The organism is Micromonospora qiuiae (assembly GCF_016863555.1).
Classification (GTDB): domain Bacteria; phylum Actinomycetota; class Actinomycetes; order Mycobacteriales; family Micromonosporaceae; genus Micromonospora; species Micromonospora qiuiae.
In genome coordinates this window covers 1-11,234 of sequence record NZ_BOPC01000130.1, presented here as the reverse complement: position 1 = coordinate 11,234, position 11,234 = coordinate 1, and the positions used below count along the sequence as shown (strand labels likewise).

Genomic DNA, 11,234 nt, shown 5'->3' with positions numbered 1-11,234 from the left:
GGGCAGCCATGAGCAACAAACTTTGGCACTGGCTTATCAAGCACCCTGTTGAGTTCTCAAAGAACAACCACACACCACACGCCGATCCCATCACTGAGATCGCGTCTGGGGCAACCGCTCCAAACTATCCGAGCCGGACTTCGGGGTCAACCTGATGCCTCAGGCTTCTTCCGGAGTTTGCTCGGGGCCCACGTTGACGCACGCCTCACGGCGGTCGTTTCTGTCGTGGAGAGCCGCAGACCGGCCGATCGCTTGCGGCGACCCGCCCGGCTCCTGCCGGCTCCCGAACTCTACCCGGTCGGCTTCGCGATCGCAACTCCATCCCATGAAGTCGTCGCACCGCCCGGTCTCAGCCTCACGTCGACGTCGTCGCCGCAAGCCTGGCGCCCGTTCTCGGCCGGTTTGCCCCGGCCTCCCTCGTGCAGAGAGAAAGTTACGCGTCTGCCTCCGAGAAGGCAAATCATAGTCTGTCGATCTCTAGGTCGTTCCCTGCACGACAGTAGGGACCCGCGGCAGGCCCGAGCGTGCCAGAGTGTCTGGCATGGATGACGTGTCCCGGCCTGCCGGCCCGGTCCTCGCCGAGGACGCCTTGTTCGGCCTCCTGTTGCCCTTCTGGCAGCTGATCATCGGAGCGTTCGTGCTCTTCGCCGTGGTGGTCTCGATCGGACGCCTGGTGCGACGCGGACCCTCGCGGATGAGCACGGCGCTGCTGATCACCGCCGCCGCGATCGTCGGATTCGCGCTGCTGGGTGTGCTCCTGCAGGGATGATCTTGCGTGCTCAGAGCCGGCGGTTGGCCAGGCTCGGCAGCTCAGCACGGATGCGCGCCAAGACGTCCAGGTCGATGTCAGCGACCGCGAACCCCGGACCGTCGGGCACCTGCGACAGCACCGTCCCCCAGGGGTCGACCACCATGCTGCGTCCGTAACAGGTGCGGCCCGGCTCGTGATCCCCGGTCTGACCAGCCGCGGCGACGAAGCACTGGTTCTCGATCGCCCGGGCACGCAGCAGCACTTCCCAGTGGTCACGCCCGGTATGCATCATGAACGCCGCCGGCACCACCAGCAGATGAGCGCCACCGTTGGTGGCGAGTTCCCGGTACAGCTCAGGGAAGCGCAGGTCGTAACAGATCGACAGGCCGACCCGGAGGCCCTCGACATCGACCACCGCCGTCCGGTCACCCGGGGCCACCGTCGCCGATTCCCGGTACGAGACCCGCCCGGGAATCTCCACGTCGTACAGGTGGATCTTGCGGTAGCTGGCGGCGAGCGTGCCGGAGCGGTCGAAGACCAGCGTGGTGTTCCAGGTGCGGTCGGGATCGGGACCGGCCTCATGGAAGGAACCGGCGATCAGCCAGAGACTGCGGCGCCGCGCGACGGCGGCGAAAAAGGTCCCGACCTCACCGTCGACCGGCTCTGGCACCGGCATCCCGGCGCTCCGTCCGAGGTAGTCGACGTACTCCGGGAGGACCACCAGGTCCGCACCGGCGTCGGCCGCGCGGTCGATCAAGGCTTCGGCGGCGGCGAGGTTGGCCTTCCGGTCGTCCCGGGAGTTCAGCTGGCAGACGGCGACACGCATGGCTGCCAGCGTACGGGCGACAGGAGCGCCGAGTGCAGTCGAGCCGGCGACCAGCGACTCAGGCCGACTTCTCCTCGCGCTCGCGCCGGGCCCGGCGACCGGTGAACTCGCGTGGAACGATGGTCGGGTTCACGTTCTCCAGCACCGCCTCGCGAGTGATGAGCACCCGGGCGGCATCGGGGTTGCTGGGCACCTCGTACATCACGGAGAGCAGGACCTCCTCCATGATGGCGCGCAGGCCGCGGGCCCCGGTGCCGCGCAACATCGCCTGGTCGGCGATCGCCTCCAGTGCCGGCCGCTCGAACTCCAGCTCGACGCCGTCGAGCTCGAAGAGGCGTTGGTACTGCCGGACCAGAGCGTTGCGGGGCTCGGTGAGGATCCGGACCAGGGCCGTGCGGTCGAGACTGCGGACGCTGGTGATCACCGGTAGGCGGCCGATGAACTCCGGGATCAGCCCGAACTTGAGCATGTCCTCCGGCATCACCTGGCTGAAGATGTCGTCGGTGGAGCGCTCGGAGACGGCGCGGAGCCGGGCACCGAAGCCGGTGCCGCCATGGCCCGTACGAGCCTCGATGATCTGATCCAGACCGGCGAAGGCACCACCGCAGATGAACAGCACGTTGGTGGTGTCGATCTGGATGAACTCCTGGTGCGGGTGTTTCCGGCCGCCCTGCGGCGGCACGTTCGCCACGGTGCCTTCGAGCATCTTCAGCAGCGCCTGCTGGACGCCCTCACCGGAGACGTCCCGAGTGATCGACGGATTCTCCGACTTGCGGGCGATCTTGTCGACCTCGTCGATGTAGATGATGCCGGTCTCGGCGCGCTTGATGTCGTAGTCAGCGGCCTGGATCAGCTTGAGGAGGATGTTCTCCACGTCCTCGCCGACGTAACCGGCCTCGGTCAGGGCGGTCGCGTCGGCAATGGCGAACGGCACGTTGAGCATCCGCGCGAGGGTCTGCGCCAGGTGCGTCTTGCCGCACCCGGTCGGGCCGAGCAGCAGGATGTTCGACTTGGCCAACTCGACGCCCTCGCCGCCGGCACCCGGCGCGCCGGCCGCCTCGGCCTGGATCCGCTTGTAGTGGTTGTAGACCGCGACGGCGAGAGCCTTCTTGGCGTGCTCCTGCCCCACTACGTAGGTGTCGAGGAACTGGCAGATCTCCATCGGCTTGGGAAGCTCTTCCCACTTCACCTCGCCGGACTCGGCCAACTCCTCTTCTATGATCTCATTACAGAGATCGATGCACTCGTCGCAGATGTAGACCCCGGGCCCCGCGATGAGCTTCTTGACCTGCTTCTGCGACTTGCCGCAGAAGGAGCACTTGAGTAGGTCGCCGCCGTCACCGATCCGTGCCACCTAGTCTCCCTGCACTCATCGGCCGGAGCCCCGGCCACGACCTGCGGATACTGCGTTCCGCCCGTCTTCTTCCCACCCCGCCGGTCGCCCGACCAAGTGGTACGGACCCGACGTTACCCGCTGTCGGAGGTTTCTCCGACCCCCAAAACGGGTGTGTCAGAGGTCGGCCGGCGACAGACCCGACCGACCTCTGATCTGGTACCGGTCAGCTGGCGGCGTGAGCGGCCAGCAGGCCCTTCTTACGGCTGGTGAGGATCGTGTCGACCAGCCCGTACTCGCGGGACTCCTCGGCCGTCATGATCTTGTCACGATCGATGTCCTTGCGGACCTTCTCGATCGGCTGGTTGCAGTGCCGGGAAAGCATCTCCTCCAGCTGGGTCCGCATCCGCAGGATCTCCCGGGCCTGGATCTCGATGTCCGAGCCCTGCCCGTAGCCGCCCTCGGTGGCCGGCTGGTGGATGATGATCCGCGAGTTCGGCAGCGCCATCCGCTTGCCCGGGGTGCCCGCCGACAGCAGCACCGCCGCGGCGGAAGCAGCCTGGCCGAGGCAGACCGTCTGGATGTCCGGCCGGACGTACTGCATGGTGTCGTAGATCGCCGTCATCGCGGTGAACGAGCCGCCGGGCGAGTTGATGTACATGATGATGTCCCGGTCGGGGTCCGTCCCCTCCAGGGTGAGCAGCTGGGCCATCACGTCGTTGGCCGACGCGTCGTCCACCTGGACCCCGAGGAAGATGATCCGGTCCTCGAAGAGCTTGTTGTACGGGTTGGACTCCTTGACTCCGTACGACGTGCGCTCGACGAAGGACGGCAGGACGTAGCGGTTGTGCACCGCCGCGAACTGCGGCGGCAGGCTCAGGTCGGTCATCGTCTGCTCCTCGATCAGCTCAGGGTCCCGGCGCCCTCGGGAACCTGGGCGGCTCCCGTGATCACCTTGTCGATGAAGCCGTAGTCCACGGCCTCCTGGGCGGTGAACCAGCGGTCCCGGTCCGAGTCCGCCTCGATCTGCGCCGGCGACTGGCCAGTGTGGAAGGCAACCCGCTCCTGGAACATCCGCTTGGTGTAGAGCATCTGCTCAGCCTGGATAGCGATGTCGGCGGCGGTGCCACCCACTCCGCCGGAGGGCTGGTGCATCATGATCCGGGCGTGCGGCAGGGCGTAACGCTTGCCCTTGGTGCCCGCACAGAGCAGCAGCTGACCCATGGACGCCGCCATGCCCATCGCCACGGTCGACACGTCGTTGTCGATGTACTGCATGGTGTCGTAGATCGCCATGCCCGAATAGACCGAGCCGCCCGGCGAGTTGATCCAGAGGAAGATGTCCCGGTCCGGGTCCTCCGCGGCGAGCAGCAGCAGCTGCGCGCAGATGCGGTTGGCCACCTGGTCGTTCACCTCGCTGCCCAGGAAGATGATCCGCTCCTTGAGCAACCGGTTGTAGACCGAGTCGTCGAGGTTGCCAATGTTGTCACCACCACGGGCGTCAATCGCCCGGAGCGGCTTCGCTGGGATGTGCATGTCGGTCATGGCAGCCCTTCGCTCTCCGTACCGTCGTGTCCGACACTAACCGCTGGGCCGGGGGCCGGACGCCCGCTCCGGGCACTGTTCGCTCTCAGCGCAGACCTGCCGAAGGCGTACCCGAAAAAGGGATCGGGCCACCACCCACCGCGACCGGCGGACGGTGGCCCCACCCGGCGGTCAGTGCTCGTGGCCGTGCTCCGCCTCGCTCGCCTCACGCAGGGCATCCAGGCCGACCACATTGCCGGCCGCGTCCTTGATCGTGATGCGCTCCATGATCGCGGCCAGCGCCTTGCCGCGACGGACGTCGCCGTAGACCGCGCCGGCGGCACCCGAGCGGACCAACTGGTCGTAGTACTGCTGCGGCGCCATGCCGGCACGCTGGGCGCGGTGGACGATCTCGTGGCCGAACTCGTCGTCGGAGACCTGCACGTCCTCGGCGTCGGCGAGGGTGTCGAGCAGCAGCTGGACCTTGACACCCTGGGTGGCGGCCTCGGTCAGCTCGGCGTCGATCTGCTCCTCGGTCTTCTCCTCGGCGGCGAGGTAGTCCTCCAGTGAAGCGCCGATGCGCTCCAGCTGATCGACCATCGCCTCCTTGCGGCTCTCCACCTCGTCGCGGATCACGCCCTCCGGCGCCGGCACGTCAGCGGCCTCGACGAGCTGCTCCAGAGCCTTGTCCCGGGCGGCGTAGATCTGCTCGACCCGCTTGCCCCGGGTGACCCGCTCGCGCAGGTCAGCGCGCAGCTCCTCGATGGTGTCGAATTCGCTGGCCAGCTGGGCGAAGTCGTCGTTCAGCTCGGGCAGCTCCCGCTCCTTCACCGTCCGCACGGTGACCATCACGTCGGCGTCCCGACCGGCGAAGTCGCCGCCGACGAGCTGGGTGGTGAAGGTGGTGTCCTCGCCGGCGGCGAGGCCGACGACGGCCTCGTCCAGGCCCGGCAGCAACTGCTTGCTGCCCACCTCGTGGGAAATGTTGGTGGCCGAGCCGCCCGGCACCTCCTCGCCGTCGACGGTCGCCCGCAGATCGATCTGGACGTAGTCGCCCTCGGCGGCAGCCCGCTCGACGGTCTTGAGCGTGGCGAACCGCTCGCGCAGGTTCTTCACCTGCTCGTCGATCTCGCTCTCGTCGACCTGCAGCTCGTCGACGGTGACCTCGATGCCGGCCAGGTCGGGCAGAGTGATCTCCGGCCGAACGTCGACCTCGGCGGTGAAGTTCAGCGAGTCGCCGTCGTTGAACTCGGTGATCTCGACCTCGGGGCGGCCCAGGGTCTTCAGGTCGTGCTCGCGGACCGCGGAGAGGATGTTCTGCGGGATCGCCTCCTGCACCGCCTCGTTGAGCACAGTGCCCCGGCCCACCCGCTGATCGATGATCGCCGGCGGCACCTTCCCCTTACGGAAGCCGGGAACCTGAATCTGCTGGCCGATCTCCCGGTACGCCTTCTTGAGGCTCGGCTCGAGCTCGACGAACGGCACCTCGATGGCGAGCCGCACGCGCGTCGGGCTCAGAGTCTCGACGGTGCTCTTCACAGGCGTACTCCTTGACGGATCTCGGTTGAATCTGGGCGCCCTATTTTCGGCCCATCGAGTGTAGGCGAGCCGGCACGGCCGGCCGGCAGCGCCCGTGGGCCCGCGGCAAGACATGCCCCGCGCGCCGGCCGTCCCGGGTGCCGACACCCTGATCTTGCGGCAGTCGGGGTGGCGGGATTTGAACCCACGGCCCCTCGCTCCCAAAGCGAGTGCGCTACCAAGCTGCGCCACACCCCGTGGCGACGAGCAGTCTATGCCGTCCCCCCGACACCCGCGTGCCGGGGCATCACCCAACCCGCCGAACGAGGACGAACCGGCCACGCGGGCTCGGCGGGCGCGGCGGGCGGGCGCGGCGCAACTTCGGCGATGTTGCGGTATCCCGCCGCCGTGGATACCGCAACATCGCCGAAGTTGTGTGGATCATGCTGGCGTGGCGCAGGGGATACGGCCGCGCGGGCACCGCCGGCATTGGGTAGGCTGTCGGGCGCGTCCGGGTTTCCGGGCGTACGCGGGCGTAGCTCAATGGCAGAGCTTCAGTCTTCCAAACTGACGGTGCGGGTTCGATTCCCGTCGCCCGCTCCACCGGCCTTCGGCTCAGGTCGACACTCGGTTCTTAGCCGCCGCACTTCCCGCTCTCTTGACCTTGTAACCATCGGCATACCCTTCTGACCATCCGTGCTGTCCAGGCACCTTCAACGCCCCGCGTTAGTGATCCGGTTCGCTCGGCCGACGTACTGGTCCTGCCACTGGCGCAGGGCAAGCCTGAGATGGGCGTTCTCGGCCCGTAGGCACCTCCGCCTTGTCTCTGGCCGTCAGTTCATCGACGACGGCGCGAAGGAAGGCGTACACCTGCTCCTCGGCCAGACCGCGCCGGCCGAACCTTGAATCCAAGGCGCCGGCTGTCCAAATGCCAGAGGCCGGCAGCTGCGTGGTGCCGCTACCGTGACTGCCGTGGCGACCTACGAGGCGGGTGCAACGGTCATGGACATCCTGCTTGCCAGCGCCGCTGTCGCCTTGATCGGGTGCGCTGCCTGGGTGTTCATTCACAGCCGACGCGCGTCAACGATTCGGCTGTTCGGGCGGGCCGTGCATCACCCCCGGCTGTGGGCCGCAGGGGCAGCATGCATGGGCTTCCACGCTCTCTGGGGCTAGGAAACCTCACGGAGGTCACGCCCAGCGCTTGGCGCACTCCGGGCCGGTGGATCGGCGCCGTGCTGTTGTTGGCCGCATCGGCCCTCATGGTCGCCTACGGGGCCCTTGAATATCGCGGCAGGCGTCGGATTGGTCGTAACCAGCAAGTTGGGCCGTGACGAGCGCCAGCGTGGCCGGCCGTCTCGATGCCGGGACGCTCGGCTGCCGCGCCGCTCCGCGGCTTGCCACCGAGCACCGGAGTCCAGGCGGCCGGAAAGCCGGTGGCACGGCATGCCGCCCCCGGCCCCGGAGGCCGGGGGCGGTTAGCCGTTTCGCGCTCTGGTAGCTGGACCGGCCGACATCATTAGGCGTGATTTCACCTCAGGCAGGAATGTGGAATTTTCCTTGCTCTATTGGGTGCGCCACGTTGCTACGGTGCAGGTATGCCGGGCCATGACAAGATCCGGGTTCGCGAGCGGCACGGCCAGGCGGGGTCGTCCGGCACTCGATCAAATAACTCGGATTTGCCCAGCGCAAGCATGGCCATCCGCGCGCTGCGGGGCGGCCGAATCCCGGCCGCCGGAAACGTTTTCGCACTGCAACGACTCGTCGGCAACCGGGCTGTCAGGTCGGCACTCACCGTGCAGCGTGACGGCCCGCCCGGTTCGGTTGCCGGCCAGGTCGACGCAACCGTTGGCGCCGATTCCGTCAGGCATTCGTTGACCGTGTCCGGGACCATCGCCGGCGGGCAGACCTTGTCCAACAGCGACGGTACGCACATCCACACCGTGGGCGACACGACCGCACGGGTGTCCGTCACCACCCGAGGGCTCTCCATCGACTTCGGCCCGTCACTCGTCATCACGAAGGAAAACGCCATCGGCTGGCTCGATGTCGACGTCGACCTGCATCGGCTGAGCTGGGACTTCGGCACGCAGATGTTGCGCGCGGAGTGGACCGCGGCCAACGCGGTCAACTGGTTCGGTGGAGTGGGCGAGCAACTCCTCGGGCCGTTCCGACAGGCGTTGGGGCAGTTGCCCGCCCGGACCCGGGAAGCTGGCTACAATCCGTTCACCGACGAGAACCTGCCAGGTGATCTGACCGAACTAGTGGGCAGACTGGCAAGTGCGGGCGGCTCGGGGAGCCTGCCTCGGATCTCCGGCGCTCAGCTTCAAGGCGACTTCGCCGTCAGCGGCGAACTGACCCGCGACCTCGGTCACGGCGTCACCATGGCGGTCCCGTCCGGCACCCGCTTGTCGGCCACCGCCTTTCTCGCGGGAAACGTGCCGAACAGCGCGGCGCGCGTCCGTATCGCCCGGATCCAGCTCGACGCGTCCGGCCAGGGCGCGACACTCAACCTGCGTGCGCTGGGCCAGGACTGGCCGGTCATCCGACTCTCATCGGTGACCATGGCTGCGGGCGGCCGACTCTCCGCCCGCTACCGCATCATCCATGAGGATGTCGGGACGGCCCTCTTGCAACTTCTCGCAGTAGCGACAGTGCGGGAGAACCCGTTGGCCGCCGGGCAGATCCGGGACGACCTCACCGTAGTTGACGAGACCGCACACCGCATGATCGACGACATGGTGCGGGACAACGTTGAGCCAGTGCTCCGGGACGCCATCAGGTCGAACGCCGACGCGATTCCCGGGGTCAACCTGGCCGAGTTGCTGGGGGTCTTCCCCTGACCATCTCTGCCACAGCGGAACGGCCCAAATGCCTGCGCGGCGGGCGAGGGGCTCAGTCGCCGCGCAGGCGGTGTCGCTCACAAAGGTCGGACGCTGAACGGTCCGCCAACTCCGGTGCCCCGATCATCTGCCCCGATCATCAGCCCGGACAGCGATACGCCCAGTGTGATGCCGAGGATCAGCGGCACAACGTTCCACTCGGACATGGCTAGTGCCTCTGTGGCCCTTCGTTCTGCGCGTTCCGCCCGACTGATCAGCGGTTACCCGATTGCTTGCGCGATTTGCCCCGTAGCGGCGGCAAGCGTGTCGTAGCTACTGCTGCTGATCTTGTCCTTCTTGCGGAGCTCAATCAGCTTCTCGGCGAACTCACGCAGCTTCTTCCGCGCCTTGTCCACGTCACCGTCGGCGAGTTCCTCCCCGGTCTTCCGCAGTCGCTTGCTCAGGTCTTTACCGGCGTCCTTGGACAGCCGCCGCTCCTGCACCATCAAGTCGATCATGGCCTGCGTGCCAGCGATGAGGTCAGCCGGACGCCCGGGGCGGATCGCAGGCGGTGTGGGCGACGGCGACCGAGACGGCGACGCGGATGGGGAGGCAGATGGGGAGGCGGAAGCTTCCTCTGTCACCGAAAGATCGTCGCCCTGCTCATCGGCAGTCTCGCTCGGCGCGGCGAACGTGGCTGCCGGCGTCGGCCTCTCTGCGTCGTCACTTCCGGCAGCGGTGACCATGACTGCTGCGGCCACAACAACGACCGCAGCACCTGCCACGGCTATCCACATCACCCGGCGGCCATCCGGGTCGGTCCGCTGCCGCCGTCCGTCTAGCTGCGGCAGCTGCGCAGTGGGCTCAACGAGGTGAGAGGTGTCTCGGGGACCAGGGGTATTAGACACGCCGGCCATCGTGCCAGAGCCGCCTGTCGAACCTGGTGGGCGTTCACCTCGGCTGCCGCGGCGGCGGTTGGCCTGTTGATCGGCCCGCTCGATGTACAGCCACTCGTACAGCCAAGCCGGGCGACAGACCCAGGCCGAGACCGACCGTGGACGACATGGCGAGCAGGCCAGCGTATGTACCGTCGTACTCGGTGAAGTCGGCGTAGTCCTTGCCGTTGAAGGTCGCCAGCGGCAGCCGGTCGAGCAGCCGACCCCTCAGGATCGCCGACGCAACGTCGGTGTCCAGGACGACCAGGCTCACGCGGCGCCAGCCCGCCGGGAGGCGTACAGGTCGGCGAGGAATTCATCCAACTCGTCGTCGGACCGGCACATGCTCAGCGGTCGGCCACTCGGGCATCCGCTCGGCGTTGCTCGACATCACGACCTACCTCCTTCGCCGGTCAGAGTCCGCTATCTGCGCTGCTCGGGTTCTATCCATCGCCCCGCGTTGGTCGTCCGGCTCGGCTGGCGAGCGCGGCTGCTCTGCCACTCGCCTAGTGCGGTCTTCAGCCGGGCGTTCTCGGCTCGTATGCCTGCTTCCACGCCGTCCCGAGCGGTCAGTTCGTCGACGACCGCGCGAACGAAGGCGTACACCTGTTCCTCGACCAGGCCGCGTCGCCCGAACCTGGTGCGACGGAATCGGATCCGCCTCACCTGCTCGGGGGCCAGCCGGGCCATGCGCGACGCTGCTCGGACGACGCCGACCGAATGCCTGCTCACCGCAGCCTCCTCGAAGTCGTGATAGGTGTCTTTCGGCTCGCCCCGCTCCGCCCCGCGCTGTTCCGAACAGTGGGTGGTGTCCGTCTGGTGACGGGGGCGGCAGCCGGAACGAGCAGTTTCAGTCCCGCGCGCAGCACGAAGATCTCTCGCCGGGCCACGGCGTTGCCGGCCCGGTCCAGGACGTAACCGGTCAGCCAGACCCAACCGTCGTACGTCGGCCGGTCACCGACCTTGATTACCCGGAAGGTCAACGACCGGTCCCCGCCGAACTGCACAGAAGCGGTGGCGCCAACGTGGAGAACATCGCCCGGCGTGGGATCCATCACTCTGCCGGTCGCGGGTGCTGTCGTGCTGGTTACTGGTCGGCTGATCGGGTCCGGTGCCTGCCGCAGCTCGGGTGTGGGGGAAAAGCGGACAGGCACCGGACTTGTGCCCTCCTGGTGCGACCCGAGGACGAACACGACAGGGAGATTAATCAACTATGTCTACCTGTTCTAGCCGGCTCGACATAGTTGATGCGGCTTTCTGAAAGTGATCTACTCGGAGGTGCGACCCGAGGAGTGACCGATGCCTGCCAAGTACGAGCGGGTGGCCGAGGCCATCCGCGAGCAGATCCGGAGCGGCAAGCTCGCCGTGGGAGACAAACTCCCATCGACTGCGGAGCTGAAGGCTGAGTACGACGTGTCCTACGGCTCGATCCGTGGAGCCATGCTGGTTCTCAAGACCGAGGGCTTGGTAGAAGGCCGCCAAGGCGAAGGCGTCTACGTTAAGGCCGTGCCGGCTCAGTGAGCCTTAA

Annotated in this window: 11 protein-coding genes and 2 tRNA genes; 4 read left to right on the top strand and 9 right to left on the bottom strand. The window is 67.3% G+C overall.

Features of this window, described 5'->3' with window-relative positions; all coding sequences use genetic code 11:
* The first annotated feature begins 541 nt into the window (after positions 1-541).
* Entirely contained in the window at positions 542-769 is a 228-nt protein-coding gene (locus Vqi01_RS29240; protein WP_204038370.1) for a hypothetical protein, read from the top strand.
* 10 nt (positions 770-779) lie between these two features.
* Here the strand turns inward: Vqi01_RS29240 and Vqi01_RS29235 are convergent, their stop codons facing one another.
* From Vqi01_RS29235 to Vqi01_RS29210, 6 genes are all read right to left on the bottom strand, one after another.
* The gene (locus tag Vqi01_RS29235; RefSeq protein ID WP_204038369.1) at positions 780-1,577 is read right to left on the bottom strand and encodes a carbon-nitrogen hydrolase family protein; all 798 of its coding nucleotides are present in this window, start codon (positions 1,575-1,577) and stop codon (positions 780-782) included.
* Positions 1,578-1,635: 58 nt separating this feature from the next.
* Positions 1,636-2,931 (bottom strand): ATP-dependent Clp protease ATP-binding subunit ClpX, encoded by a 1,296-nt coding sequence (clpX, locus tag Vqi01_RS29230; protein ID WP_204038368.1) that lies wholly within the window; start codon positions 2,929-2,931, stop codon positions 1,636-1,638.
* 205 nt (positions 2,932-3,136) lie between these two features.
* Positions 3,137-3,799 (bottom strand): ATP-dependent Clp protease proteolytic subunit, encoded by a 663-nt coding sequence (locus tag Vqi01_RS29225; RefSeq protein WP_204038367.1) that lies wholly within the window; start codon positions 3,797-3,799, stop codon positions 3,137-3,139.
* A 14-nt stretch (positions 3,800-3,813) separates the two neighbouring features.
* A complete protein-coding gene (locus Vqi01_RS29220; RefSeq protein WP_204038366.1) occupies positions 3,814-4,455 on the bottom strand; it encodes an ATP-dependent Clp protease proteolytic subunit in 642 nt (213 codons plus the stop codon).
* 171 nt (positions 4,456-4,626) lie between these two features.
* Positions 4,627-5,973 carry a trigger factor gene (gene tig / locus Vqi01_RS29215; protein WP_204038365.1) on the bottom strand — a complete coding sequence of 449 codons (1,347 nt, stop codon included), beginning with the start codon at positions 5,971-5,973 and terminating at the stop codon, positions 4,627-4,629.
* 163 nt (positions 5,974-6,136) lie between these two features.
* A tRNA-Pro gene (locus Vqi01_RS29210) sits at positions 6,137-6,210 on the bottom strand.
* A 271-nt stretch (positions 6,211-6,481) separates the two neighbouring features.
* On the opposite strand from Vqi01_RS29210, the gene Vqi01_RS29205 reads away from it, so the two are divergent.
* Positions 6,482-6,555, top strand: a tRNA-Gly gene (locus tag Vqi01_RS29205).
* A gap of 1,274 nt (positions 6,556-7,829) precedes the next feature.
* Positions 7,830-8,792 carry a hypothetical protein gene (locus tag Vqi01_RS29200; protein WP_204038364.1) on the top strand — a complete coding sequence of 321 codons (963 nt, stop codon included), beginning with the start codon at positions 7,830-7,832 and terminating at the stop codon, positions 8,790-8,792.
* A gap of 260 nt (positions 8,793-9,052) precedes the next feature.
* Here Vqi01_RS29200 and Vqi01_RS29195 read toward each other — a convergent pair whose 3' ends face one another.
* The 3 genes from Vqi01_RS29195 to Vqi01_RS29185 all read right to left on the bottom strand — a co-directional run bounded on the left by Vqi01_RS29195 (position 9,053) and on the right by Vqi01_RS29185 (position 10,438).
* On the bottom strand, positions 9,053-9,556 hold the full coding sequence (locus Vqi01_RS29195) for an FIMAH domain-containing protein (RefSeq protein ID WP_204038363.1): 504 nt from the start codon (positions 9,554-9,556) through the stop codon (positions 9,053-9,055).
* Positions 9,557-9,722: 166 nt separating this feature from the next.
* On the bottom strand, positions 9,723-9,980 hold the full coding sequence (locus tag Vqi01_RS31150) for a hypothetical protein (protein WP_239098752.1): 258 nt from the start codon (positions 9,978-9,980) through the stop codon (positions 9,723-9,725).
* A 149-nt stretch (positions 9,981-10,129) separates the two neighbouring features.
* On the bottom strand, positions 10,130-10,438 hold the full coding sequence (locus Vqi01_RS29185; protein WP_239098751.1) for a DivIVA domain-containing protein: 309 nt from the start codon (positions 10,436-10,438) through the stop codon (positions 10,130-10,132).
* A 567-nt stretch (positions 10,439-11,005) separates the two neighbouring features.
* Here Vqi01_RS29185 and Vqi01_RS29180 point away from each other — a divergent pair.
* Entirely contained in the window at positions 11,006-11,227 is a 222-nt protein-coding gene (locus Vqi01_RS29180) for a FadR/GntR family transcriptional regulator (RefSeq protein WP_204038362.1), read from the top strand.
* Positions 11,228-11,234: the final 7 nt, after the last annotated feature.